Below are 26097 nucleotides of genomic sequence, written 5' to 3'. Positions count from 1 at the left end.
AGGAGAGAAAGGAAGGATTCAGATGAATATTAAGATGGATTTTCTACCAGTTTCAGCGAGTAACCGTCCGGGCCGTGCGTTAAATGCAACATATATCACTCAGCATGAAACGGGAAATACAAGTGCGGGAGCAAATGCAGAGGTGCATGCTCGTTATATCAAGGGTGCTGACGCAAGATCTCGTTCTGTTTCATGGCATTATACTGTAGATGACACACAGATTATTCAACATCTTCCGGTCAATGAAGTCGCTTGGCATGCTGGACCAGATGGAAACAGTCAGTCGATCGGAATCGAGCTTTGTGTGAATTCCGATGGTAATTTTCAAAAAGCAAAAGAAAATGCAGCCTGGCTTGTTCAGAGACTGATGAAGAATTTAAACATTCCATTATCAAGAGTCGTGACGCATAAGCATTGGACCGGTAAAAACTGTCCGGCGCGCCTGCTAAATGAGTGGGACGACTATAAGCGCCTGATTCAATCTGTTCAATCAGGTCCACAAACAGGCGGAGTGCAAGTTCCAGCGCCAACACCAACACCAGCGCCTAGCCCGACACCGACACCAGCACCAAAGCCGGTTGTGAATCAGTTTATTGCCAGTGCGCAATCATTCTTGAACTCTCGTGACTATCCGAATAAGGCATCGTTTACCCCTCTAGTGGTGGATGGCATTACCGGCCCGAGAACGCGTCAGGCGCTTGTGCGTGTGTACCAATATTTTGCAGGTGTCAATATTGATGGTATCTTTGGTCCCGTAAGTAAGCGTGCCGCGAATACACTTCGTAGAAACTCCACTCACCAATGGTGGGTTTGTTTATTGCAATCTGCACTAAATACAAAAGGCGCACGCATTGCAGTTGATGGTGCATTTGGCCCGGCTACAGATGCTGCTGTTCGTACATTCCAGCGTAGCGCAGGAATTGCAGTTGATGGAATCGCAGGACCAAACACCTGGGAGAGACTACTAAGATAGTGAGTCTTTTTTAAAACTCCTTCAGCACACATGTTGGTTTTACTCTGTTATATGTTACTATTAGACAGGGTTTAAACATTTACGTACGTTGAAGGAGAACATAATGAAAAAGAATTTTAAATTAACCATCCAGTATGACGGAACACGATATAAAGGTTGGCAACGTCTTGGTAAAGGCGAAAACACGATTCAAGGGAAAATAGAAAATGTGTTAACGGAGATGGCGGGTTATCCAATCGAGATCATCGGTAGTAGCCGCACGGATGCTGGTGTCCATGCGCTTGGACAAGTGGCAAATGTGAAGCTTAACTTGGACATCACGGTTCATGAATTAAAAAGTTATTTGAATCGTTATTTACCTGAAGACATTAGTGTAACGAAAGTAGAAATGGTTCATGAACGGTTTCATGCGCGCTATAATTCAGCGGACAAGACGTATGTCTATAAAATCTGGAATGAATCATATAGTCATCCTTTCTTAAGAAAGGTAAGTATGCATGTAGCGGATCCGTTAAAGCTTGAGCTAATGAAACAGGCGAGCTCTTATTTTATCGGCGAGCATGATTTTACAGCCTTCTCCAATGCCAAATCAAAGAAGAAATCAAATGTACGCACCATCCGGTCGATTGATTTCTCAACAAAGGATGGGGTGCTGGAGATCCGCATAAAGGGAGACGGCTTCTTATATAACATGGTTCGTAAAATCATCGGCACACTGATTAAAGTAGGATTAGGTGAGATGAAAGCAGAAGCGATTCCTGGCATTTTGGAATCAAAAGAGCGGGAACATGCAGGGTTTGCAGATGCAAACGGACTGTATCTTGAGACGATTGAATTTAAATAAAAAGGATTTGCGGGAAGGTACATTGGTACTTTCCCGTTATTTTTGTTGTTCACAAAAATAACTTAATTTCATTCCATTATTTTTCGAAAATCGGGTATAGAATAGGAGATCATAATTGACTAGGAGGTCATACGTTGAAGTCAACAGGTATTGTTCGCAAAATTGATGAATTAGGCCGTATTGTGATTCCTAAGGAACTGCGGGGCACCCTAGATATAGACATTAAAGATCCTATGGAGATTTACGTGAATGGCGAGGAAATTATTTTAAAAAAGTATACGCCAAGTACACAATGTATGCTTACAGGTGAAATTAACGAGGGAAACATTTCACTCGGTAATGGGAACATTGTCCTTAGTCCAAAAGGAGCCTCGGAGGTTCTAGAGAAAGTCGAAGAATATTTGCAATTAAAACATAGCTAAATTCTTCTTAAACGGTATGACACGTTCTTTAAAAAGATCATGTTGTACCGTTTTTTAGTGTGGGGATTTTTGGTAAGATAGAATGATACATATGAAATCATATAGAGTGGGGGAATGGATGCACAGATGGATCCAAGCAACCAAAGCCGATCAATAAACCATCAAGAGGAGGACGAATCACATGATCAGACCGGCTCAGTGTACAGACATGGACGCACTTGTTTCAATTTGGCTAACAGCTTCTTTAACAGCCCATGACTTTATTACCGATTCATACTGGCGTGAACAACAATCTGCTATGAAGGATGTGTACTTGCCTCAAGCTTGTACGCTTGTAGCGGAGGATAGAGGAGAAATCTGTGGGTTTGTTTCGCTAATGGATTCTCAAGTAGCGGCACTATTTGTCGATCAAGAACGTCAGGGGAAGGGCTATGGCAAGCAATTACTTGAATGGGTGCAGAATGAATACTCGTTTTTAAGCTTACAAGTGTATGTAAAAAATGAACGAGCGATTCAGTTCTATAAACGATTTGACTTTCAGATTGTCTCTGAACAAATGGACGACGTGACAGGTGAACGTGAATATGTAATGGAATGGAAGAAGGCGGCTGAGTAATTCGCCTTCTTTTTTGCCAAATTGTTTAAATCGGTTCGATGCTTTTTAATTGGTTAAACATAATCGTTTTGCGCGTATCCTTGCTTTCTCGAACGGTTACCTGCTGTTGCTGGGGCTCTACTCGTTCGACAGTAGCAATTAGTTTGTAATCGTACCCGTTCTCCCAAAACACAATATGCACAGGGGTAGAGTGGGTAAGGGAGTGTGTCGCAACCCTTCCAAGCTCTTCTAGCTCTTGTGCGTCAAGCTCAGGAGGAGCAGTGTGCTTTTCTCGCTCATTTTGCGCACGGATCGCTTGTTTGTGTTCAGGAAGCATCATTCGACTGCCTTCCCACAAAAGATTGCCTCGTTCTAAAAAATCACTCATTTGTAATGTCCTCCAATTTTAGCAGCACGCTCTCTCGCTTGACCAGCAGGTAGGAGAGAGGAGGCGCGAAGCAGAGCTGTTTTACCAAAACGTGCTTTAATTTGGTCCATCACTTCTCCAAGTGCTCGGTCATCTTGCTGTTGCTTATGATCAAACAAATCAAGCTGTACGGCATCTCCATCAGAGAGCTTAGACAACGCCACACCTACCCGGCGAACAGGCTGACCATCCCAAAACTGGTCAAGCAGCCGACACACATACTTATATAAAGTGAGTGAGGCGTTTGTTGCATAAGGCATTGTAAATTGCCGATGGAATCCTGTGCGCACTTCATAGCTTGCACCTGAGACACTGAGTGAAACCGTTGAACCATGTACATGATTTTTACGGGCGCGCTGACAGACCTCCTCACACAGCTCAAGCAACACGGTATGAATGTCAGCCTTTGTTGCATAGTCATAGGGCAGCGTCATCCCATGACCAATCGCTTTTTGTCCATCATGCGTGGAGAGCTTAACAGGTGAGTAATCAACTCCATGAGCATTCATCCACAGTACTTGACCATGTATGCCCCATCGCTTCTTAAAAAACTCCACGTTCGTTGCTGCAAGCTGCCCAATGGTACGAATACCACGGTCATACAGGTGCCGCTTCATTTGGCTGCCGACTCCAAATAAATCTTCTACAGGCAATGGCCAAAGTGTTTCTTTAAGCTCTTCAGCTTTTAGCTCAAAGATGCCTTCCTTGTTCTTTTTGGCGAAATGGTCACAGGCAAGCTTAGCTAAAATTTTGTTTTCACCAATGCCCACTCGCGCTCTTACTCCGCATTGCTTCCAGATGTCTTGTTGTACCTTTTTTGCGATCTCATGAGGGGAACCGAAAAGTCGCTGAGAATGGGTCACATCCATAAATTGCTCGTCAATTGAATAGGGTTCAACTAAGTCCGTATAGGTTTTGAGGATAGCGGTGATTTCAATGGAGACCTCAATATAGTCCTGCATATGCGGCGGGACGATAATTAAATCACTACACTTTTGTTGGGCTTCCCATAGGCGTTCGGCATTCTTAACCCCAAACCGTTTTGCTTCCTTTGAAGCAGCCAATATTACCCCACTCCGACGATTTGGATCACCAGATACCACTAAGGCTTTCCCACGGTAGTCCGGTCTTCTCGTCACTTCAATTGATGCGTAAAAGCTTTCCATGTCTACTAAAAAAATGACCTTCTTCATCCTTGTTCACCTCTTGGCGAATATATGTTCTTATTATATGCGAATGAATGTTCTTATACAACTAGAAAAAAGAACCAGCTTGGGTTCTTTTTAAAGGAAGTTTATTGTTTTTGACGTTTTCTAGAAACATAAATCAACAGCGCACCCATGATCATAACCATCAGGCCAATGGAGACAGCAACAAGTACAATTGGCGTTGTCCCCACGCCAGAGGATCCACGTGTTGTATAAAGAATGAACGGAGTCCACATCGATTAACACCTCTTATCGTAAAAAAAGTTCCTAGTACAAAGATGTCCAAATGTCAGGAATTCATTCTTTTACGATAGAGTGAAACGTTTGGTAACCATAGACAAACGAATCCAAAAGCCAATCGCTGCACTCGTTAACCCAATAATTATACCGATCCAGAAACCAAATGGACCTAGGTCTGTTTGGGTAGCAAGTAACACACCTGAAGGAATACCAATTCCCCAATAAGACACTAAGGCAATAATAAATGGCACAGTTGCATCCTTATAGCCTCGTAGTACACCTTGCAAGGTAGCCTGCGCAGCATCAGAAAGCTGATAGAAAATCGCAAAGATAAAGAAGCTCATAGCAAGCTGGACGACATTTGGATTATCTGTGTATAAGTAAGAAATCGGTTCTCTTAGGAAAAACAGAATAACAGATGCAAACGAAATAATGAGCATGGAAGCAGATATTCCTATTCGACTGTACTGTTTGGCGCCTTGGAGACGACCTGCTCCAATCTCATAAGCAACAACAATCGTTAAGCCCATCGACATGCTAAGTGGAATCATAAATAAAAGCGATGAGAAATTTAATGCTGCTTGATGCGCGGCGATAATATCTGTTGCAAACACACGACTGACCAGCAAGGTAACAAACGAGAAAATACTTGCTTCAAAAAAGATGGACAGCCCCATTGGTAAGCCAAGCGCAAGCTGCTCGCGCCAAGCTTTTAGAGAAGGTCTAAACCAGGTAGAGAAAAGCGAGAAGGAGCGTATCGTTGGCACATAATAAGTGACGAGAATACTTAAAATAAAAATTAGCCAATAGGTGATGCCTGTTGCATACCCGGCACCAATTCCACCAAGCTCGGGAAATCCAAATTTACCGAAAATCAACAAATAATTTAACAAAGCACTAACGGGAAGAGCAATAAGCAGGATGGACATCGTGATCCGAGTGTATCCTTGTGCATCAAAGAAATAGCGTAAAACATTCGACGCGAACAAAGGAATTAGGCCGATGGATAAGCCAATAAGATAATGTTTAGCAATATAAGAAACCTCAGCTTCAAGGCTCATGAACTCCAGAATAGAAGGAAGAAAGAGAAATCCCGCTATGTATACCAGAAGTGCTAATGCCACAGACAGATAAAGAGCCTGTATCACAGAACGTGAAATAGAAGCTTTTTCTCCTTTTCCTAAAAGCTGAGCAATAATAGGGGTTACGGCCATTAAGATCCCGTTAAACCCAGTGAGAATTGGTGCCCAGAGGCTTGAGCCGACAGCAACACCTGCAAGATCAGTTGTTCCGGCTCGACCAGACATCATCGTATCAATTACATTCATCGAATGGAGGCTAATTTGTGTGACCATAATTGGCCAAAGAATCAACGTGTATAATTTTAATTTTTGCTGATAGGTTTGTGCGTGATACATCTTTCATCTCCAATAGGCACAAAGGAAAACGTCACGAATACTCGTAACGTTTTCCTTGTAGCCATTTATCATTTATTCATTTGAGTTAGATTCTTGTGCCTTTTCTTGATCTTCTTCCTGCTGAAACTCTTGTTCGGCTGCTTCAAGCTCCGTTTCTGAAACATCTCCGGCTATGATACGAACAGTAGGCTCAATTTGTTCGCTTCCTGCTTCAACAAAAGATTGTATATGATAAATGCCATCTTCATTAAACGTAGTTTCCAGAGAATACACACCGGGCTCAGATTCCTCTGCGGTAATTGTTTCCCCAGCATCTCGATGACCATTTTCCCAAATTTCAAACGTTACAAGGTTGGCATCTGTAACAGGCTCTCCGCCGTAGGTGACATTCACTTGTAGCATAACAGGTTCATCCAAAGCCGTTTCACTTGGTGCGTGTATTTCAGCTTCAAGTGTATCAAGGGAACCGGGCCCTTGCTGATCTGATTGATTCTGCCCAATCGCGCAGCTAGCAATCATGAAAAGGGCAACAATGGAGAATGCGAGTAGTCCTTTTTTCATGATAAACACCTTTCCTACAAAATAAATCCATTCAATAATAAGGAGTTAGTCTTATTTATTCTAGCATAGACTACGCCCTTTTTTAAACTATGTATAAAATCAGCTCTGCTACACACGATAAAAGAAAAGAGGTGAAAAAAGATGTTCAAACGAAAAAAACAAAATCATGCGGGATATATGATCGGTGGAGCAGCTGGCGGATTTTTGGCAGCGGCAGGTCTTTATGCCTTAACAAACACAAAAGCCATTAAGAAAAAAGCGATAGATTATAAAGAAGAGAGTCATGATTTGACAAATGCAATGATGGAATCAGGTGACGATGTTCTCTCGGGCTTAAAGGATGTTGTAGAAGCAGCTATTCCACATTCTGAAGCAAAAAAAGAAACAACAAAGCCTGAGCTTGCAAAGGTTATTCAAAAAACATTGGACCACGATCCATTTTAATAAGGAATCATTCTCTAGCTCAAGCCTATGCTTGGGCTACTTTTTGTCGAAAAAGATGAAAAAGTGGCTAATGGCAATGGTTATTGGTTGAAAAACGGACCATCTAGCAGGTATCCTTTATGAACAAAAGAAATAGAAGGATTTGAGAGGAGCCTCATATGGAACGCTTGAACCAATACGTAGAAAAACTAATTAACCTGGACTGGATAAATATTGGCTTATCAATTGCCATCTTTTTAGTGTTCTTGGTTTTTAGAAAAATGTTCACAACTTTAACAAAAAAATTAGTATTAGGCTTATCAAAACGCTCGTCAACTAAAGTCATTCGAGATGTATTAAAATCGTATGAAAAGCCATTGCGCTTCTTATTTGTAATAATCGGTACATATCTGGCCTTGCAATACTTAGATTACTCAACCTTAACGGATCAACGTCCAATCCAGAGGTTATATCGGTCATTCATTATTTTCACCATAGGGTGGGGCTTATATAATTACATGACTTATTACTCAAATGCGGTTACGAACATTGCAAAAAAAGCAGAGCTTCAAGAAGAAAGCATGCTCATTCCCTTTGTTTCAAAAATTCTTCGAGTCTTAGTAGTGATTGTAACCTTCATCATCATCCTCGACAATTGGGGCTTTAACATTAGTACCTTTGTTGCTGGTCTTGGTATCGGTGGACTAGCCTTTGCCCTTGCTGCACAGGACACAATTGGGAACTTCTTTGGTGGAATTATCATCATTACAGAACGTCCATTTAAAAAAGGGGACTGGATTGAAACACCAACGGTTGAAGGTGGAGTAGAGGATATCACATTTAGAAGTACAAAAATCCGCACCTTCTCCGATACATTAGTTGTTATTCCAAACTCAACGCTAGCAAATGAAGCCATTACGAACTGGACAGAGATGGGCAGAAGACGTGTTTATTTTAGCTTAGGCATTAGACAGTCTACCTCTAGTAAGAAGCTACAGACGCTTAGAGATCGGATTGATCATGAGCTTAAATTATTCGAAGACATTGCAACTGACACAGTCATTGTCAGGTTTGAAGAATTTGCTGAATCAAGCTACAACCTGATGGTTACTTATTTCACAGAAACAAATCAGTGGGCGCCGTTTATGGAAATACGAGAAAAAGCCCACTTCCGTATTCTTGAAGTACTAGAGGAAGAAGGCATCCATGTCTCCGCACCGGCTAATCTAGTCATGTCTGAAGAGCCACTTGATGTCGTAAACCATGAAGTAAAAGAATAGAATGCAAGAAGAGTGATCAATCGGGGTCACTCTTCTTTTTTCTTTAAAACAACACGGGACTCTAGCACTATTTATCGACAAAACATAAGAATAAACAAAAAAAGAACCGATAAAAGGGAGAAGATTAGTATAATAAGAGTATTCTGACCAAAGGGGTTTCATCATGCGCTATACGACCATAGAACTCACGCAGGCTAATGAAAAATTAGGCAAACAAATTTATACAAGTGATGGCAGGGTATTATTAAATGAAGGCGCGTCTCTGACACCGGCATTGATTAGTCGCTTAAAGCGCTTAGGAATCAAAGCCGTTTATCTTCAGGACCCCTTTGACAATGAAATAAAAAAAGAAGATCTTGTTTCAGAGGAAGTGAAACGAGCAACCTTTGCAAATTTAACCGAGTCTTTTCAATTTGTACAAGAAGGCCAAGACTTTGAACTAAAATCAGTCCAGCAATCAGTAAAGCAGATCGTCGAAGAAATCCTCAATCACAGTCAGTCTCTATTAAGTTTAACGGACATGAGAACCGAGGATAATGGGTTGTTTGTTCATTCCCTAAATGTGTGTATGATCTCAACCATTGTTGGGGTTCGTCTCGGATTACCGAGAGCGAAGCTGTATGAGCTTGCAACAGGTGCGCTAATGCATGATATCGGCAAGATGGCTTCCTTAAAAGATAACGAACCAAAAGTCGTGATGGGGGATCATCATACTTGGAGAGGATTTAATGTCTTACGTAAAAATAGTGAAATGAGTGCCCTTTCTGCTCACATTGCTCTTTCTCATCATGAACATGTAGATGGAAGCGGGATTCCTCGTCAGTTACTAGAAAAGGATATTCACGTATTTGCAAAGATTGTTGCAGTAGCGAATGCGTTTGATCATCTAATCAGCCCGCTTAGACCGGGTGGACGGATGCTGCCACATGAAGCGTGCGAAATCATTATGGGTTTAACGGGTGTGCGTTACGGCCATCAAATCGTGTCACACTTCCTTAAAACGATTGCCTTTTATCCGACAGGCATCCAGGTGGTTTTGTCGACAGGCGAATATGGGGTCGTATCCGCGCAAAATGATGGCATCCCACAACGACCATTTGTGCGTATTTTTAAGGCAGAAGGCCACGGGCACGGAGAGTTTCAAGCAGTCGATATCAATCTAGTCAAACACCCAACCGTTTTCATTGAGAAGATTGTAGACTAAACGACAAAACTAAAAATCAATGAAAAAATGGCGAATGATTCTACGATTGAATCATTCGCCGTTCTTTTTTTGTAAACCGAGCGGAGGAAGAACCCGAGACTCCTACGGAATAGGACGTGGTAAAGACACTGTAGCGGCGCTTTCCCGCGAAAGGGGCTGAGGCCGTCCCTTCCGTAGCGGATATCGTGCTTTGCTATATGTTATATCTCACTCCCCATTCTTTTTATCTTAAGAGTGGCAAGAAAACACTAAGAACCCTCTAACCTAAAACAAAGAGTATGATATACTGACACGGCAGTAACGCGAAAAGGAGTTCTTTTGTTTTGACAATATTTATTCAAGTGGTTTTACCTGTTATTTTGATTTTTATGATTGGGTATATTCTTCAACGTGTGGCAAAGGTCGATATCCGTCCTATTTCTACTATGGCCATTTATGTGATGACGCCTTGTCTTGTGTTTAAGACCTTTTATGAAACAGAGTTAAATAGCCAATATAGTTATATGGTTCTCTTTTCATTTATACTAATGTTTCTCATTATTTTTATTTGTAAGATCTATACGAAAATCCGAAAGATTGATCTATCCACGGAAAATGCACTCATCTTATCGACAGCGTTCATGAACACCGGAAACTATGGTACACCGATTATTTTGTTCGCCTACGGGGAATCTGGTTTTCAATTTGCTATCTCTGCCATGGTGCTTCAATCCATCCTAATGAATTTCTTTGGAGTCTATTATGCGGTTAAAGGAAAAGCCGGTATCCGCATAGCGATGAAGTCTGTTGCGAAAATGCCTGCTTCGTATGCCGCGATTTTTGCTCTCATTCTTAATTTTACTCAAGTGAAGATACCTGACAATTTGTTTGGAACCGTAGATCTTATTTCAGATGCTGCGATCCCAATGGTTATGGTCATTTTAGGTATGCAGCTTGCGATGATCAAATGGGGGAATTTCGATTGGGGTAATATAACCTTTAGTGTGATTCTGCGTATGTTCATCTCACCTGTGCTTGCTTGGGTGTTAGTCTCACTGATGCCGCTTGACCCATTACTTGGTAAAGTACTTATTGTATCTGCAGCGATGCCATCAGCCGCAACGATTGTGATGTATGCTGTCCAATTTCAAGCGCAGCCTAAGCTTGTTTCAAGTGTTACCTTAATTACAACTCTTATCAGTATTCCGACGATTACGATCCTAATTATGATCCTTGGATGATAAGCGTTGCATTTTTACGGGGAAATCTTTATGATTGTGAGTATACTGAACGTAATTGCTAGGAGGAAAAGGTCATGAATCAAATGGATGCAAACGAAATTATTAAGTTTATCTCTGAAAGTAAAAAGAAAACACCTGTAAAAGTACATATCAAAGGAAACCTTGAGGGGATTTCTTTTGGCGAAGATACAAAAGCCTTTATAAATGGACAAACCGGGGTTGTCTTTGGTGAGTGGGACGAAATCAACGCAGTTCTTGAAGAAAATCAAGCGAACATTGAAGACTATGTTGTTGAAAACGATCGTCGTCATTCTGCTATTCCACTTCTAGACCTTAAAGGAATTGAAGCGCGTATTGAGCCAGGTGCAATTATCCGTGATCAAGTAGAAATCGGAAAAGGCGCAGTGATCATGATGGGTGCAAGCATTAACATCGGTGCTGTAATCGGTGAAGGAACAATGATCGACATGAACGCTGTTCTTGGTGGACGTGCAACAGTTGGTAAGAACTGCCACGTTGGTGCGGGATCTGTTCTTGCTGGTGTCATTGAGCCACCATCTGCTAAGCCTGTTATCGTAGAAGATGATGTTGTGATTGGTGCAAACGTTGTGGTTCTTGAAGGCGTAACAGTAGGTAAGGGAGCCGTTGTCGCTGCTGGAGCCATTGTTACAGAGGATGTACCTTCAAATACTGTAGTTGCTGGTACACCTGCACGCGTAATCAAAGAAATTGATGAAAAAACAAAAGGTAAAACAGAAATTAAACAAGAACTACGTCGTTTAAACGACTAATAGAAATGTAGATAGGGAGAAGCCTTGTCGCCAGTACAGGTGACAAGGTTTTTCTGTATCCAATTAGATTGAGGAGTGATTGCATGTCAGATTGGAACGAGCGAAATCATCAGGCACTTATGAATACATATGGTAGACTGCCTCTAGTGATCGAACGGGGAGAGGGCGCAGAGTTAATCGATGAGGATGGAAAACGATATCTTGATTTTATTACCGGCTTGGCAGTAAATATTTTAGGTCATTCGCATCCTGACATTGTTCAGACATTAAAAGATCAGGGGGAAAAGTTTCTTCATATCTCAAACCTATATGTGAACAAACCAGCTGTTGAACTGGCTGAACGACTGATTCAAGAAACATTCCCAGGTAGAGTTTTTTATACAAATTCAGGTGCGGAAGCGACAGAAGCTGTGGTTAAGCTTATTCATAAATGGACAAAAACACAGAAAGAGAAAGATGGAATCGTTGTCCTGAAGAAAAGCTTTCACGGTCGTACACTTGGTGCTCTAAAGCTAACAAGACAGCCAGGCGTCTATCAAGACTTTCCTGTAAGTGATTTTCCTGTGTATGATGTGGAACCGCATGACTTGGAAGCCTTGGAAACGATCTTACGCGAAGAGAAACCGGCTGCTCTTTTAATGGAGCCTGTTTTAGGCTCGGGTGGCGTGCTTCCTTTAGAGGCATCATACATCGAGCAAGCAGCAGCTTTATGTGAAACGTATGGTGTGCTTTTTTGTATGGACGAAATTCAAACAGGAATCGGACGAACAGGCGAGCTTTTTGCATACCAGCATACGGCGGTTCAACCGGATGTTGTGCTTTTTGCAAAAGGGATCGGAGGAGGACTACCTCTAGGTGGAATTATCGTGAAAGAAGCCCATAAGGACTTGTTTAAGCCTGGGGATCATGGGACAACATTTGCACCATCCCCGCTTAGTTCGGCTCTTGGTAATACGGTACTCAAGCTGCTTCTTGATGATGGTGTGCTTGCTGACGGAAAACGTGCGTCTAAGATTCTATTAGATGGCCTTGAAGGGTTGAAGAAAGAACATACAGATAAGATCGAGTCAATTCGTGGCTTAGGAATGATGATTGGTGTGGTCACGAAGCTTGAGCCGAAATCGGTCAAGCAGATTCAGCACAAGCTTATTGAGAGAGGAATGCTAGTGGATGTTACCCAACAAACGATCATCCGACTATTACCTCCGCTTATTGTAAGTGATGAACAGATCCACGATTTCTTAACATTGTTTAATGAAGTATTACAAGAGGTGAACGAATGAAAACCGAAGAATTAATTGCTTTAAGACGCCGTTTTCACCAGATCCCAGAAATCGGGTTTAACGAGTTTAAAACGCAGCAACTTATTTTAGAAATACTTGAACCAATGGCCCAAGAGTATTGGAAGATAAAACTGTGGCGTACAGGTGTACTTGTATATATACAAGGATCTGACCCGAAGCAAACCCTTGCTTATAGAGCAGATATGGACGGATTACCAATTGCTGAACGTTCAGGTATCGAGACGTTTGCTTCAGAGCATGACAACATGATGCATGCGTGCGGACATGACTTTCATATGACGATTGCCCTAGGTGTGCTTTCACACGTTTCAACACACCAACCGAAAGATAACCTCGTATTTGTGTTTCAACCAGCGGAAGAGGGACCTGGTGGCGCGAAACCAATGCTTGATGAACAGGTACTAAAGGATTTTTGGCCAGATCAAATGGTTGCTTTGCATATCGCACCAGAGCTCCCAGTAGGTACTGTTTCAACACGTGAAGGGCTGCTTTTTGCCAACACCTCAGAGTTATTTATTGATCTAAAAGGCAAAGGCGGACATGCTGCCTATCCACATACAGCCCGTGATATGGTTGTCGCGGCGAGTCATTTTGTGACACAGCTACAAACCATTGTTGCCCGAAATATCAATCCACTCGATTCAGGTGTCGTGACAATTGGAGTCATTCAAGGTGGGACGAAGCAGAATATCATTGCGGAGTCAGCGAGAGTAGAAGGGACCATTCGAAGCCTCTCTATTGAATCGATGATCGAAATGAAACGTCGGATTGAGGCAATCGCAAAAGGAATTGAAGCTTCCTTTGAATGTGAGCTGACAATTGATTACGGAAGCAATTACTGTCAAGTATCTAATCATTCTGCGATCACTAAAGAATATATGAGCTTTGCTGAAGCAGATAAGAATGTCTCTTTTGTAGAGGCACCAGCAGCTATGACCGGTGAAGACTTTGGTTACTTCCTCGAGCAGATTCCTGGATTTATGTTCTGGTTAGGGGTTAACAGTCCATACGGGCTGCATGATGCGCGCCTGCTCCCAGACGAGGCTGCGATCCAAATAGCTGTCAATCATCTAATTGAGTACTTTACGTGGAAGATGGACCAAGCATAAAGTGACGCTTGGTCATGATTTTCTCAGACATAAGGTGAAGCATCCTGCATATCTACTTGTCATTTGGACAACCTAGCTACGCAAGAACTTTATCTTAAGGGAGGAAATTGATATGGCGCGTATTGGCGTTGAACAATCGTTAACAGCTGTTAGTGAGGAACTCGCATCTAAAGGATATGATGTGGTTTCACTTAAGCAAGAAAATGATGCAAGCTCTTGTGACTGTTGTGTCATTTCTGGATTGGATCAGAATGTGATGGGCATTCAAGATCATGTGACAAATGGAACAGTCATCAATGCAGATGGAATGTCTGCTATGGATGTTTGTGAACGAGTGGAGCATACATTAAATAACCAAACGCATTAATCTGTACGCAAAAAACCAGGTGAACCTTTTTCACCTGGTTTTTTTGAGTTATTCTTCGTCATTTGTTGATGCAGCATCATCCAGTTGTTTCTTTTTTTCCATCGCTTGCTTAATAGCTTGGCGAATACGGCGTTCGACTGTCCATTGGTGCATGTTCTCAGTTTTAGCAATCACTCGAATCGTGACAAGGGAAGAAGTTAAGTCTTCCACTCCTAAGACATCTGGACCTTCTTTAATGAATTCTTTCACCTCTCCAAGATCAAGGCAAGCTTCTTGAATTAGTTGGATGGTCGTGTCCATGTCATCCTCAAACGGCACGCTGACATCTACGAGGGCTCGCATATTTCCACGCGAGTGGTTATGAACATCTGTAATATTTCGGTTTGGAATAAAGGATAAGGACCCATCAAACCCACGCACTTGTGTTGTTCGCAAACCAACCTCTTCAACCACACCATCTAGACCCGCAATCGTGACGTAATCACCTACATCTACTTGCTTTTCAAGTAATAAGAAAAAGCCTGTTACAACGTCACTGACTAGACCTTGTGCCCCAAAGCCAATCGCTAGTCCAACGACACCGGCTCCAGCAATCAGTGCGCCTGGAGACAAACCAAACATTTCAGCAATAAACGTCACTAAAATAAATCCGAGAACATACGAAAGAATGTTTTTAGTAAGCTTTTCTAAGGTATGACTTCTTCCCGCAGAAATATTTCGTTGATCCTTCATCTTGGCAAATGTTTGTGTAATCACCTTACGTCCAATAGCTCTCGCTACATAAAAGGCGATAAACGCCAGTACTAATTGACCGATTAACAAAATTCCACTCTCAAGGAGTGCGCCTACATTCAATTCATTAAACCAATTACTCATTTTCTCCATCAGCTCCTACACAATCAGCAATAAATGATATCGTCTTAAATCCTAGCATAGGCACATGAGAATCTCAAATGAAGAGGGTAGAGCCTTATCATTTCCTTACTCATTAAAAAAGAAGTATACTTAAGGGGAACAGTGTCGTTTATTCAAACATTTACTGGGTAAACTACATCTTAGGTCATGTCATAAAAGAGATCACTACTTTACATTTATTCTTACATAACATTGACTAAAAAATGTTGCTCTTTTATAATAACTAAGGTGAAAAAAGCATTGATTCAGTTGAAGGAGGAATTAGTATGTCTGATAAACGTATGGTAGGTAAACAAGCACCTCGATTTGATATGGAGGCAGTATTTCCAAACAAAGAATTTGGACGAGTAAGTCTTGAAGAAAACATGAAAAACGATAAGTGGACAGTGTTATTCTTCTATCCAATGGACTTTACATTTGTATGTCCAACGGAAATTACATCACTAAGTGATCGTAATGATGAATTTGAAGATCTTGATGCAGTGATCGTTGGGGTTTCAACAGATACGATTCACACGCACAAAGCTTGGATCAATACGTCTCGTGATGAGAATGGTCTAGGTGACTTAAACTACTCTCTTGCTGCTGACACGAACCACGCGATCTCTCGTGAGTACGGTGTGCTAATTGAAGATGAAGGAATTGCTTTACGTGGATTGTTCATTATTGATCCAGAAGGCGAATTAAAATATTCTGTAGTGAATCACAACGACATCGGTCGCGATGTTGATGAGACACTTCGTGTACTTCAAGCACTTCAAACTGGTGGACTTTGCCCAGCAAACTGGAAGCCAGGACAAGCAACTCTATAAGAATTCTTGAGTTGTATGAAAAGGTCTAGCTATTTAATGTTAGGCCTTTTCGTTTACATTAATAGAAAGGGAGATGAACAAAAGTGGCTTTAAAACTACGTTCGCAAATGCCTGCATTAGACGGGGCAACTGAATGGTTAAACGGTGAAGTAACAAGAGGAGAGTTAGTCGGATCAAAACCGACACTGATTCATTTTTGGTCTATCAGCTGTGGTTTATGTAAAGAAGCAATGCCAAATGTGAATGAGTTTCGTGACACCTATAAAGATCAATTAAATGTGGTTGCGGTACACATGCCACGTTCTGAAAAAGATTTAGATCTTGAAGAAATTAAAAAGGTAGCAGCGGAGCACAACATTGATCAGCCGATCTATGTTGATAGTGAGCACAAGCTTACAGATGCATTTGAAAATGAGTATGTACCTTCTTATTATGTATTTGATGAAGAAGGGCAACTGCGCCATTTCCAAGCGGGTGGCGGCGGCATGAAAATGCTGACAAAACGTGTGAATCGCGTATTAGGAATAAAAGAATAGAACATAAAAAGAAGCGATCATCCGAGATGATCGCTTCTTTTTTTATATTTCCATGATAATCGGTAAAATCATCGGCTTACGTTTTGTTCTTTCATACAAAAATGGTCCGAGTGTATCGGCCAATTCATTCTTAATTTCAGACCATTGCGTGGTTTTGCGCTCCATGATTGTATCCAAATGTTTCGCTAAAAGCTTTTGAGCTTCATAAATTAAATCACTGGATTCACGCATGTATACGAAGCCACGTGAGATCAGGTCAGGTCCAGCTGTCACTTTGAATTCCTTCATGTTTAAGCTAACCACAATAATTACAAGACCTTCCTCAGATAGAATTCGGCGATCACGCAAAACGATGTTACCAATATCGCCAATTCCGTTCCCATCAACATAAACAGAGCCTGAAGGAACCTTACCCGAGATCCCCGCTTCATCAGGATGCAAGGCAAGTACATCACCATTATCCATGATAAAGCAGTTTTCTGCTGCAACACCACAGTCCTGAGCTAGCTTACTGTGCATTTTAAGCATCCGGTACTCACCATGGATCGGAAGGAAGTACTTCGGTTTCATTAGGCGAAGCATCAGCTTCTGCTCTTCTTGTCCACCATGTCCTGATGTGTGAATATCACTTAATGGACCATGAATGACATTTGCACCAGCGCGATACAATTGGTTAATCGTTTTGCTTACGCTTAACGTATTACCTGGAATAGGGGAAGAAGAGAATACAACCGTATCACCAGGAATGATTTGAATTTGACGGTGCGTACCAAAGGCAATACGAGAAAGAGCTGCCATTGGCTCACCTTGACTTCCTGTACAAAGAATAACAACCTGACTATCAGGCAGCTTATTCAGCTGAGAGTAGTCGATGAATGTACTCTTCGGTGCATTGATATATCCAAGGTCTTGTCCAATATTAATGGCTGACTCCATACTACGACCAAACACAGCAACTTTTCGACCATGCGTCACAGCTGATTCGATTACTTGTTGAAGGCGATGAATGTTCGATGCAAAAGTAGCAAAGATAATTCTACCTTCTACTTTACGGAACACACCATCGATACTTTCCCCAACCTTACGTTCAGACATTGTGAATTCAGGAATCTCACTGTTTGTACTATCTGAAAGGAGGCAAAGAACACCATCTTCACCGATCTTAGCCATCTTCGTTAAGTTAGCAGGTTCTCCTACAGGAGTGAAATCAAACTTAAAGTCACCCGTATGTACAACATTACCAGGAGGCGTTTTTACAACGATTCCATAGGCATCAGGAATACTATGAGTGGTTCTGAAGAAGGAAACCGATGTTTTAGTGAATTTAATCACATCTTCTTCTTGAATTTCATGAAGTTTGGCCGAACGAAGAAGTCCATGTTCCTCAAGTTTTCCTTTAAGAAGACCAAGAGCAAGCTTTCCACCATAGATTGGTACATTCACAGCTTTTAATAGGTAAGGTACTCCACCGATGTGGTCCTCGTGACCATGTGTGATGAATAGGCCTTTAATTTTATCTTCATTCTTAACAAGGTACGTATAATCAGGAATTACATAATCAATACCAAGAAGTTCGTCCTCTGGAAACATAATTCCGGCATCTATTAAAATAATCTCGTCCTGAAACTGAACGGCATAGGTGTTTTTACCGATTTCGCCCAAACCACCTAAAGCAAATACGGCTGTTTGGTTGTTTTTAGTTTGCTTCATTAATTACACGTTCTCCGTTTTAAAATCTTCATTTGCTTGCTCATACTCAAGATGAGCTCCAGAGAGTTTTGTGACAAATTCAATATTATACTTGCGATCAATTAGTTTTTTGCGAACATCTGCTTCGGACTCGCCCTCTACATAAACCGTTTGCGTCCACTCACGAACAGGGACCTCCGATGGTGACTCTTGAAAAAATACTTTAAATATACTCATACTTACCTCTCCTTAGACATTGTTTAACACCCATTATAAAGCAATGCCCTGTTTATTTCATTGATTCTTTTCTAGAAAGCGAAATAAAATTCCTATTCGTTTTCTCGATGCTCCCCAGTTTTCTCAGTAAAACAGGCATTTAAACCTCAAGAAGTCGACTTTTAGGTAATAAGTTTTTACAGCTTTTAATGAGTTTTTGTTTTAATTTACGTAACATGGTTTAGGCTCCTTTCCAAGTTCATACACGAATAAAAGATTTTGTTGTTAGTATGCGAGGCTTCCGACTAAATCTTGCAGGTAATTTTTTCTTAATGAAAATAAAAAAGACGAGGCCATCGCCTCGTCTTTTACACTTTATTTTGTTACATCTACTTTTAACGAATCTTCATATCCTTCAATCCGGTCATAAAACATAATGCCATTTAAATGGTCCAACTCGTGTTGAAAGGCAATGGCAGCAATGCCTTTTAATCGCATTTTGATTTCTTCGCCTTCTATTGATGTTGCTTTAACTGTAATTCTAGCATAACGGGGTACTAATCCATCGATGGGACGGTCAACAGATAAACAACCTTCGCCATTTTCTAGGTGCGTCTCTTCAACAGAATGACTAATAATACGTGGGTTAATAAGTCCAAGACTATATTCGTTATCCCATTCATCTATTAAATGAAGGGCAAACATTCGTTTTGAAACGCCAATCTGTGGAGCGGCAATCCCAATACCGGGACGAAGATCGTATTTCTCAGCCACTTCAGGATCCTGACTATTTACTAAGTAATCAAGCATTTCATTTAATGTATCAATATCCTCTTTAGAAGGGGGGAGGGCAACAGGCTCAGCTACTTTTCTTAAGACTGGATCTCCTTCACGCACGATGTCTTTCATGGTTAACATGTCATTCACTCCTTTAATCTCTAGCTATACTTTAAAAAGAAGTGGGGCAAATAGCAAGGATTAAAGAAAAATATCTATGTAATAAGGGGGAGACCCCCTTATTGTGACACTAACTTATTTGTAGCCTCCACCAAGCCCGCAAGCTCCAACAATAATTAAAAGGATAAATAAAACAACGATTAAAGCAAAACCGTTTCCACCTTTTTCATGACCGTATCCGCCTACTGGTCCACCATATCCGTATCCACAAGGATCATAACACTCATGACAATGTCCACCATATCCGTATCCCATTTGTAAAACCCTCCTTTGTTATATCGCCTAACAGACGATTCACTCATACCATATGCACAGACTAAAAATGTGGATAGACAAATGCCCATATTCTTTGCTCTTATTTTAATTGACGGACTTTCTCGAAGTGTGTCACACTTTAAAAGATGTTGAATGAGGAGGCATAACAGTATGAAGAAATTTGTGGGACTTTTCTCTGTGATTTCATTAGGGGCGATGCTTGCTGCTTGTAACTCTAACCCAGAAAAAACAGTGTATGATCATCTAGAAGCCGGGGTCGAAGAAGAATCTGCTTATACAGAAAACCAATCATCACTACAAGAGGCAGAAGAGCAGGAACAACAATGGTATGAAGAGGTTATTGAGCTAGGAATGGACGAGTACGATGAAATTGTCTCATTAACAGACCAGCTGATCGCATCTGTTGATCAAAGAAGAGACTTCTTAGCTGAAGAGAAAAACGGAATTGAAGCAGGATACGAAGAAGCAGCAAAAGCGGAACCTGAAATTGAAAGCATTGAAAACGAAGAGGCAAAAGCTCATGCCGAAGAAGTTCAGGAAGCAATTGAACAACGGTATGAAAGTTATCAATCGTTACACGATTTATATGCGGAGTCACTTGACCTTGACCAAACCCTATATGAACTACTTGCACAAGAGGATTTAAATGTTGAAGAGCTTGAGGATCATATTGACCAAGTAAACAGTAAGTATGATGAACTGAAAGAAGCAACAGACCAATTTAATCAACAAACAGATACATACAACCAAGCAAAACGAGCATTTTATGAGTCTGCTGATTTAAATGTAACGTTCGACTAATACAATACACCAAAACTGTACCAGTATAAAAAGATGTGCTGTATAACACAGATGCATCTTTTTAACAGTTTTTGAGTTAAGAGACAAGCGTCATCATTCTGATTAAAACAAAAGAATTGACTGAATTAACACTGGTAATGTAGACTAGATGAAGTAACAGAGTGTATCAGTATTATTTATCTATAACTAATACAGTTATACTCTAAGTTTTTGTTGTTCTTAGCTCGCAATTGTCTTAATTTCAATCGTGCAACATTTGATACAAATACGTTTCAATATGAATGTTTAAGGTTATGGATAGCTAGACATTGGGTATCCTAACTGAATGAACTTTGTATGTTCTTGCACAACAATAAAGGTAGACGGTCGCGAACGTTGAATATGAAAGGATGAGGTGGACAAATTGGGTACAAAAACCATTGAGCAAGTAGAAGAGCAATTTGAAACCTTCCAAATTTTAAATGAGGAAGGCGAAGTCGTTAACGAATCAGCTATGCCTGATTTAAGCGATGAACAATTACAGGAGTTAATGCGTCGTATGGTTTATACGCGTATCTGGGATCAACGTGCCATTGCACTTAACCGTCAAGGTCGTCTTGGATTCTATGCACCGATGGCAGGACAAGAAGCATCTATGCTTGGTTCGCATTTTGCATTAGATAAAGAAGACTGGATTCTTCCTGGTTACCGTGATATTCCACAGCTTGTATTCCACGGACTTCCGCTTTATCAAGCGTTCCTATGGTCGCGCGGTCACGTTGCTGGAAGTGAATTCCCGGATGGCTTGAATGTAGCTGTTCCACAAATCATCATCGGAGCACAAATCATTCAAACTGCTGGTGTAGCCCTTGGACTAAAGCGTAAGAAAAAAGAAAACATTTGTATCACATACACTGGTGACGGTGGAGCATCTCAAGGGGATTTCTATGAAGGAATGAACTTTGCTGGAGCTTACAATGCACCTGCAGTATTTGTCGTTCAAAACAACCGTTTTGCTATTTCTGTACCAGTTGAAAAGCAATCAGCTGCAAAAACGATTGCACAGAAAGCTGTTGCTGCTGGTATTGAAGGCATTCAAGTTGATGGTATGGACGTTCTTGCTGTATACGCAGCAACTTCAGAAGCTCGTAAGCGTGCACTAGCTGGAGAAGGTCCTACATTAATTGAAACACTTACGTATCGTTATGGTGCACACACAATGGCTGGGGATGACCCAACTCGCTACCGTACTTCTGAAGAAGATGATGAGTGGGCTAAGAAAGATCCGTTAATTCGTTTCCGCAAGTTCCTTGAAGCGAAAAAGCTTTGGAGCGAAGAGCAAGAAAACGAAGTAACTGAGAAAGCTAAAGAAGAAATTAAAGAAGCAATCAAAAAAGCAGACCAAGAGCCTAAGATGAAGGTTACTGGAATGCTTAACAATATGTTTGATGAAGCTCCTGTTAATATTCGCGAGCAATTGGAAGAATTTACGGCAAAGGAGTCGAACTAAGTCATGGGTAATTGGACAATGGCTCAAGCAATTACGGATGGTCTTCGTAATGAGCTTAAAACAAATGAAGATGTACTTATTTTTGGTGAAGACGTAGGTAACAACGGTGGAGTTTTCCGTGTAACTGAAAATCTTCAAAAAGAATTTGGTGAGGATCGTGTATTTGATACACCACTTGCTGAGTCTGGTATTGGTGGTTTAGCAATCGGTCTTGCGCTAACAGATCACCGTCCAGTTATGGAAATCCAATTCTTCGGATTTGTGTTCGAAGTATTTGATTCAGTTGCTGGTCAAATGTCTCGCTGGCGTTACCGTTCAGGTGGAAAGCAAACAATGCCGATTACAATCCGTTCACCATTTGGTGGTGGAGTAAAAACACCTGAAATGCATGCTGATTCGCTTGAAGGCCTAATGGCTCAAACGCCTGGTCTTAAAGTGGTTATTCCTTCTAATCCATACGATGCTAAAGGATTAATCATCTCTGCGATCCGTGATAATGATCCAGTTGTGTTCCTTGAGCACATGAAGCTTTATCGCTCATTCCGTCAAGAGGTTCCTGAGGAAGAGTACACAATCGAGCTTGGAAAAGCAGACATTAAGCGCGAAGGTAAAGACATTACAATCGTTGCTTACGGTGCTATGGTACAAGCTTCACTTAAAGCAGCTGAAGAGCTTGCTGAAGAGGGAATTGAAGCAGAGGTTATCGACTTAATGACAATTAGCCCGTTTGATGTTGAAACAGTTATCGCATCTGTTGAGAAAACAAACCGTGCAATTGTTGTTCAAGAAGCACAAAAGCAAGCAGGTATTGCTGCAAATGTTGTTTCAGAAATTACAGAACGTGCAATTCTTTCATTAGAAGCGCCGGTTCTACGTGTAACAGCACCTGATACAGTGTACGCATTTGCTACAGCTGAGGATCTTTGGTTACCAAACCACAAAGATATCGTTGAAAAAGCAAAAGAAGTTATTAACTTCTAATATAAAGAGCTAAAGCTCTAAACAAAAAAGGAAACGAAACCGTGTGGCTAGGCTTAGGTGTGTTCAAATCATGTCCGAAACTGTCACAAGGTGTCGTTCTTTCCTTTTAAGCAAGGTGAAATCAAGGTATAATGAAGGAGGCGCTTAAGCTTGGCATATGAATATAAACTTCCTGAAGTGGGAGAAGGTATCCACGAAGGTGAAATCGTAAAGTGGTTTGTTAAAGCAGGAGACGAAGTAAAAGAGGATGATATCCTTCTAGAAGTACAAAACGACAAATCAGTTGTTGAACTTCCATCTCCAGTTGACGGTAAGATTATCGAAGTTAAGGTTGAAGAAGGAACAGTTAGTGTTGTAGGAGACGTTATCCTCACAATTGATGACGGTTCTGGTGACGCTGAGCCTGCTAAAGAAGAAGCAAAAGAGGAAGCTCCAAAAGAAGAAGCGAAGGAAGAAAAGTCTGAAGCAACTTCTAAAGAAGCTCAATCTGAAGACGCGAGCGACGATAGTCGTGTTATTGCTATGCCTTCTGTACGTAAGTATGCTCGTGAAAAAGACGTTAAGATCCAAGCAGTTAGTGGTTCTGGTAAAAACGGACGAGTAGTTAAAGAAGACATCGATGCGTATCTATCTGGAGATCAGCCAGCTGCACAAGCATCTGAAACAGAAGCAAAAGAAGAGAAAACGACTTCTTCTGCATCTACATCTGCTCCGGCTGCTTCTTCTGAAGAGCTTGAAGAGCGTGTTCCACTTAAAGGAATCCGTAAAGCAATTGCAAAAGCAATGGTTAACTCTAAACACACTGCTCCACACGTAACGCACTTAGACGAGATTGAAGTAACGAATCTTGTTGCGCACCGTAAGCAGTACAAAGAACAAGCAGCTGAGCAAGGAACAAAGCTAACGTACCTTCCTTATGTTGTTAAAGCATTAACATCTGCAATCAAAAAGTATCCAGCTCTTAACGCTTCAATTGATGATGAAGCACAAGAAATTGTATACAAAAAATACTTCAACATCGGTATTGCTGCAGATACAGAGCAAGGTCTTGTAGTACCAGTTGTGAAAAATGCTGATCGTAAGTCTATCTATGAGCTAGCTGATGATATTAATGATCTAGCTGTAAAAGCTCGTGATGGTAAGCTTTCTGGCGCTGAAATGAAAGGCGGATCTATTACGATCTCTAACCTTGGTTCAGCTCGTGGTCAATGGTTCACTCCAGTTATTAACCACCCTGAAGTTGCAATCCTTGGTATCGGTCGTATTGAAGACAAAGCTGTAGTGAAAAATGGGGAAATCGTTGTTGCAACAATGCTTGCACTTTCATTCAGTTATGACCACCGTCTAATTGATGGAGTAACAGCTCAAAACGCAGTTAATCACGTTAAACGCTTGTTAAACGATCCGCAATTACTTTTAATGGAGGGTTAAACAAATGGTTGTAGGAGATTTCGCTAACGAAGTAGACACACTAGTCATTGGTTCAGGTCCAGGGGGATACGTTGCAGCAATTCGTGCAGCGCAGTTAGGACAAAAAGTAACAGTAGTTGAAAAAGCGACAATCGGAGGAGTTTGCTTAAACGTTGGGTGTATCCCATCTAAAGCACTTATCTCTGCTGGTCACAAGCTTCACACTGCTAAGCATTCTGATGATATCGGTATTGTTGCTGAAAATGTTTCAGTGAACTTCGATAAAGTACAAGAATGGAAAGCATCTGTTGTTAAGAAATTAACAGGTGGAGTTCAAGGACTTTTCAAAGGAAACAAAATTGATTACGTTCAAGGAGAAGCTTACTTCTCTTCTGAAGATACAGTAAAAGTTGCAGATGAAAACAGTGCGACTACGTACAAATTCAAAAACTGCATTATCGCTACAGGTTCTAGCCCAATCGAGCTTCCAGCGTTTAAGTTTACTGATCGTGTAATCAGTTCTACTGGTGCACTAGCTCTTAAAGAAGTACCTAAGAAGCTTGTTGTAATTGGTGGAGGATACATTGGAGTTGAGCTTGCAGGTGCTTACTCTAACCTTGGTGCTGAAGTAACAATCATTGAAGGGGCGAAACAAATTCTTCCTGGATTTGAAAAACAAATGGCCAAGCTTGTTGAGAAACGCTTGAAAAAGAACAATGTAACGATTCACACTGATGCGAAAGCACTTGGTGTAGATGAGTCTGCTGATGGCGTAACAGTTAAAGCTGAAGTTGGTGGGGAAGAGCAAGCGATTGAAGCTGATTACCTACTAGTAACAGTTGGACGTAAGCCAAACACAGATGAGCTTGGACTTGAAGCAATTGGTATTGAAATGACTGATCGTGGTCTAATCAAAATTGATAAGCAAACTCGTACAAGCGTTAAAAACATCTACGCAATTGGTGACATCGTTGAAGGACCAGCTCTTGCGCACAAAGCTTCTTATGAAGGTAAAGTGGCAGCAGAAGTTATTGCTGGTGAAAAGTCTGAAATTGACTATCTAGGCATTCCAGCCGTATGCTTCTCTGATCCAGAGCTAGCTACAGTTGGTTATACGGAAGCTGAAGCTAAAGAAGCTGGTTACGATGTGAAAGCTTCGAAGTTCCCTTATGCTGCAAACGGACGTGCTCTTTCTCTTAACGACACTGAAGGCTTCATGAAGCTGATCACTCGTAAAGAAGATGGCCTTCTAATTGGAGCTCAGGTTGCTGGTGTAAATGCATCTGACGTAATTGCTGAGCTAGGTCTTGCAATTGAAACGGGTATGACAGCGGAAGATATCGCTCTTACCATTCATGCGCATCCAACACTTGGTGAAATTACAATGGAAGCAGCAGAAGTTGCTCTAGGTTCTCCAATTCATATCATGTAAGTAGAAAAGCCTCCCATATTTGGGAGGCTTTTTTTATTGTCTCTTAAATCGCCACTGAAGTGGGTTCTCCGCGTTTTAGCGTAATGCAAAGATAAATAGTTTCAGATTGAGTTGGGAGCTCATATAGCCGCACGTGCGCCATTAGACGAGTGTTATGAATTCTAATATAAGCAAAATTAAAACCAGGTCTCTAGGAG

General features: G+C 41.2%; 29 protein-coding genes. 19 read left to right on the top strand and 10 right to left on the bottom strand.

The features are described 5' to 3' along the window. Positions 1–22 precede the first annotated feature (22 nt). From NSQ54_12480 to NSQ54_12465, 4 genes are all read left to right on the top strand, one after another. Entirely contained in the window at positions 23–973 is a 951-nt protein-coding gene (locus NSQ54_12480; protein WYP25142.1) for an N-acetylmuramoyl-L-alanine amidase, read from the top strand. A 103-nt stretch (positions 974–1076) separates the two neighbouring features. Continuing rightward, the gene (gene truA, locus NSQ54_12475) at positions 1077–1817 is read left to right on the top strand and encodes a tRNA pseudouridine(38-40) synthase TruA (GenBank protein WYP25141.1); all 741 of its coding nucleotides are present in this window, start codon (positions 1077–1079) and stop codon (positions 1815–1817) included. Positions 1818–1951: 134 nt separating this feature from the next. After that, positions 1952–2239 carry an AbrB/MazE/SpoVT family DNA-binding domain-containing protein gene (locus NSQ54_12470; GenBank protein ID WYP25140.1) on the top strand — a complete coding sequence of 96 codons (288 nt, stop codon included), beginning with the start codon at positions 1952–1954 and terminating at the stop codon, positions 2237–2239. A 181-nt stretch (positions 2240–2420) separates the two neighbouring features. Further along, on the top strand, positions 2421–2855 hold the full coding sequence (locus NSQ54_12465; protein WYP25139.1) for an N-acetyltransferase: 435 nt from the start codon (positions 2421–2423) through the stop codon (positions 2853–2855). 25 nt (positions 2856–2880) lie between these two features. Here the strand turns inward: NSQ54_12465 and NSQ54_12460 are convergent, their stop codons facing one another. From NSQ54_12460 to NSQ54_12440, 5 genes are all read right to left on the bottom strand, one after another. Further along, a complete protein-coding gene (locus NSQ54_12460) occupies positions 2881–3222 on the bottom strand; it encodes a YolD-like family protein (protein ID WYP25138.1) in 342 nt (113 codons plus the stop codon). Next, on the bottom strand, positions 3219–4454 hold the full coding sequence (locus NSQ54_12455) for a DNA polymerase IV (protein ID WYP25137.1): 1236 nt from the start codon (positions 4452–4454) through the stop codon (positions 3219–3221). The genes NSQ54_12460 and NSQ54_12455 overlap by 4 nt, the downstream gene beginning before the upstream one ends. A 101-nt stretch (positions 4455–4555) precedes the next feature. Further along, positions 4556–4705 (bottom strand): hypothetical protein, encoded by a 150-nt coding sequence (locus NSQ54_12450; GenBank protein ID WYP25136.1) that lies wholly within the window; start codon positions 4703–4705, stop codon positions 4556–4558. Between the two features lie 69 nt (positions 4706–4774). Beyond that, a complete protein-coding gene (locus tag NSQ54_12445; protein ID WYP25135.1) occupies positions 4775–6127 on the bottom strand; it encodes an MATE family efflux transporter in 1353 nt (450 codons plus the stop codon). A 72-nt stretch (positions 6128–6199) separates the two neighbouring features. Further along, on the bottom strand, positions 6200–6688 hold the full coding sequence (locus NSQ54_12440; GenBank protein WYP25134.1) for a FixH family protein: 489 nt from the start codon (positions 6686–6688) through the stop codon (positions 6200–6202). Positions 6689–6829: 141 nt separating this feature from the next. Here NSQ54_12440 and NSQ54_12435 point away from each other — a divergent pair, with 141 nt between their 5' ends. The 8 genes from NSQ54_12435 (at position 6830) to NSQ54_12400 (ending at position 14386) form a co-directional block, all read left to right on the top strand. Continuing rightward, positions 6830–7132, top strand: coding sequence for a hypothetical protein (locus NSQ54_12435; protein ID WYP25133.1), 303 nt, complete (start codon positions 6830–6832; stop codon positions 7130–7132). Between the two features lie 158 nt (positions 7133–7290). Beyond that, positions 7291–8391 carry a mechanosensitive ion channel family protein gene (locus NSQ54_12430; protein ID WYP25132.1) on the top strand — a complete coding sequence of 367 codons (1101 nt, stop codon included), beginning with the start codon at positions 7291–7293 and terminating at the stop codon, positions 8389–8391. A 163-nt stretch (positions 8392–8554) separates the two neighbouring features. Continuing rightward, on the top strand, positions 8555–9595 hold the full coding sequence (locus NSQ54_12425) for an HD domain-containing phosphohydrolase (GenBank protein ID WYP25131.1): 1041 nt from the start codon (positions 8555–8557) through the stop codon (positions 9593–9595). A gap of 323 nt (positions 9596–9918) precedes the next feature. Then, positions 9919–10815: an AEC family transporter gene (locus NSQ54_12420; protein ID WYP25130.1), complete on the top strand. Its 897-nt coding sequence runs from the start codon at positions 9919–9921 to the stop codon at positions 10813–10815. 74 nt (positions 10816–10889) lie between these two features. Continuing rightward, positions 10890–11606, top strand: coding sequence for a 2,3,4,5-tetrahydropyridine-2,6-dicarboxylate N-acetyltransferase (gene dapD, locus NSQ54_12415; GenBank protein WYP25129.1), 717 nt, complete (start codon positions 10890–10892; stop codon positions 11604–11606). An 83-nt stretch (positions 11607–11689) separates the two neighbouring features. Beyond that, on the top strand, positions 11690–12889 hold the full coding sequence (locus NSQ54_12410) for an acetylornithine transaminase (protein ID WYP25128.1): 1200 nt from the start codon (positions 11690–11692) through the stop codon (positions 12887–12889). Next, complete coding sequence (locus NSQ54_12405) at positions 12886–14019, top strand: N-acetyldiaminopimelate deacetylase (GenBank protein WYP25127.1); 1134 nt, start codon at positions 12886–12888, stop codon at positions 14017–14019. The genes NSQ54_12410 and NSQ54_12405 overlap by 4 nt, the downstream gene beginning before the upstream one ends. A 112-nt stretch (positions 14020–14131) precedes the next feature. Then, entirely contained in the window at positions 14132–14386 is a 255-nt protein-coding gene (locus tag NSQ54_12400; protein WYP25126.1) for a YkuS family protein, read from the top strand. Between the two features lie 48 nt (positions 14387–14434). Here NSQ54_12400 and NSQ54_12395 read toward each other — a convergent pair whose 3' ends face one another. Beyond that, positions 14435–15262 carry a mechanosensitive ion channel family protein gene (locus NSQ54_12395; GenBank protein ID WYP25125.1) on the bottom strand — a complete coding sequence of 276 codons (828 nt, stop codon included), beginning with the start codon at positions 15260–15262 and terminating at the stop codon, positions 14435–14437. Between the two features lie 305 nt (positions 15263–15567). On the opposite strand from NSQ54_12395, the gene NSQ54_12390 reads away from it, so the two are divergent. Further along, the gene (locus tag NSQ54_12390) at positions 15568–16113 is read left to right on the top strand and encodes a peroxiredoxin (protein ID WYP25124.1); all 546 of its coding nucleotides are present in this window, start codon (positions 15568–15570) and stop codon (positions 16111–16113) included. An 83-nt stretch (positions 16114–16196) separates the two neighbouring features. Next, positions 16197–16649 carry a TlpA disulfide reductase family protein gene (locus NSQ54_12385; protein ID WYP25123.1) on the top strand — a complete coding sequence of 151 codons (453 nt, stop codon included), beginning with the start codon at positions 16197–16199 and terminating at the stop codon, positions 16647–16649. Positions 16650–16691: 42 nt separating this feature from the next. Here NSQ54_12385 and rnjA read toward each other — a convergent pair whose 3' ends face one another. The 4 genes from rnjA to NSQ54_12365 all read right to left on the bottom strand — a co-directional run bounded on the left by rnjA (position 16692) and on the right by NSQ54_12365 (position 19766). Then, positions 16692–18359 (bottom strand): ribonuclease J1, encoded by a 1668-nt coding sequence (rnjA, locus tag NSQ54_12380; GenBank protein ID WYP25122.1) that lies wholly within the window; start codon positions 18357–18359, stop codon positions 16692–16694. A gap of 3 nt (positions 18360–18362) precedes the next feature. After that, positions 18363–18575: a DNA-directed RNA polymerase subunit epsilon gene (locus tag NSQ54_12375; protein ID WYP25121.1), complete on the bottom strand. Its 213-nt coding sequence runs from the start codon at positions 18573–18575 to the stop codon at positions 18363–18365. A gap of 354 nt (positions 18576–18929) precedes the next feature. Further along, on the bottom strand, positions 18930–19472 hold the full coding sequence (def, locus tag NSQ54_12370) for a peptide deformylase (protein WYP25120.1): 543 nt from the start codon (positions 19470–19472) through the stop codon (positions 18930–18932). Between the two features lie 114 nt (positions 19473–19586). Then, a complete protein-coding gene (locus tag NSQ54_12365) occupies positions 19587–19766 on the bottom strand; it encodes a YjcZ family sporulation protein (GenBank protein WYP25119.1) in 180 nt (59 codons plus the stop codon). Positions 19767–19937: 171 nt separating this feature from the next. Here NSQ54_12365 and NSQ54_12360 point away from each other — a divergent pair, with 171 nt between their 5' ends. From NSQ54_12360 to lpdA, 5 genes are all read left to right on the top strand, one after another. Further along, positions 19938–20588 (top strand): YkyA family protein, encoded by a 651-nt coding sequence (locus NSQ54_12360; GenBank protein ID WYP25118.1) that lies wholly within the window; start codon positions 19938–19940, stop codon positions 20586–20588. A gap of 403 nt (positions 20589–20991) precedes the next feature. Continuing rightward, positions 20992–22077 carry a pyruvate dehydrogenase (acetyl-transferring) E1 component subunit alpha gene (gene pdhA, locus NSQ54_12355; protein ID WYP25117.1) on the top strand — a complete coding sequence of 362 codons (1086 nt, stop codon included), beginning with the start codon at positions 20992–20994 and terminating at the stop codon, positions 22075–22077. Between the two features lie 3 nt (positions 22078–22080). Next, positions 22081–23058, top strand: coding sequence for an alpha-ketoacid dehydrogenase subunit beta (locus tag NSQ54_12350; protein WYP25116.1), 978 nt, complete (start codon positions 22081–22083; stop codon positions 23056–23058). Between the two features lie 150 nt (positions 23059–23208). Beyond that, on the top strand, positions 23209–24489 hold the full coding sequence (locus NSQ54_12345; GenBank protein ID WYP25115.1) for a dihydrolipoamide acetyltransferase family protein: 1281 nt from the start codon (positions 23209–23211) through the stop codon (positions 24487–24489). A gap of 4 nt (positions 24490–24493) precedes the next feature. After that, on the top strand, positions 24494–25900 hold the full coding sequence (gene lpdA, locus NSQ54_12340; GenBank protein ID WYP25114.1) for a dihydrolipoyl dehydrogenase: 1407 nt from the start codon (positions 24494–24496) through the stop codon (positions 25898–25900). The last annotated feature ends 197 nt before the right edge of the window (positions 25901–26097 follow it).

Source organism: Alkalihalobacillus sp. FSL W8-0930, assembly GCA_037965595.1.
GTDB lineage: Bacteria > Bacillota > Bacilli > Bacillales > Bacillaceae_D > Alkalicoccobacillus.
Note: the sequence above shows the minus strand (reverse complement) of the source record. Positions and strands in the feature narration are given on the sequence as shown.